At 30.3% G+C, this 621-nt stretch carries 1 pseudogene; it reads right to left on the bottom strand.

From position 1 onward, the window contains the following. Nucleotides 1–621: pseudogene (locus JG676_RS07745) on the bottom strand (hypothetical protein); the annotation flags it as partial.

The raw sequence follows: 621 nt of genomic DNA, 5'->3' as shown, positions 1-621 counted from the left end.
AGTTCCTGTGCTTTTTATAGTTCCAGTGTTTGTGAAATTATCTATTGTTGTTCCACTAGCTATATTTACTCCAAAAGTACTATTAGTGTTTATAATTCCACTATTGTTAAAAGTTTTAATTTCTGTATTACCAAGATAAATACTTTCGCCATTGTTCGAATGAATGGTTCCACTATTGCTAAAATTATTAATTGTAGATTTATTATCAGATTTTCCCCAAGTTGTGATTGCATATTTAGAAGAACCATTTCCTATAATACCTTCATTAATAAAAGTTTCTATAGTAGAACCACCGCCACTACTACCTCCTATACTAACACTAGCTTTACTGCTTCCACCTATAAGTGTTCCTTGGTTTTTAAAAGTAGAAATGGAATTTCCTTGTGTAAAATTTATAGCATTAGCATTAGCACTAGAAGCAATAATACTTCCATCACTTTCATTAGTAAAAGTATTTATGTTAGCATTAGCTGCGATATTAATACCATTAGTATTACTACTTTGAATAGTTCCACTATTGGTAAAATTATTGATTGTTGTTCCACTAGCTAAACCTATTCCATAATTTCCACCACCTTGAATAGTTCCACTATTGGTAAAATTATTGATTGTTGTTCCACT

Origin of the sequence: Campylobacter sp. 2018MI34 (assembly GCF_016598975.1) — a bacterium.
In the GTDB taxonomy this organism is placed as follows: Bacteria; Campylobacterota; Campylobacteria; order Campylobacterales; family Campylobacteraceae; genus Campylobacter_D.
The sequence above is the reverse complement of the archived record's forward strand: the minus strand, read 5'-3'. Positions and strand labels throughout refer to the sequence as shown.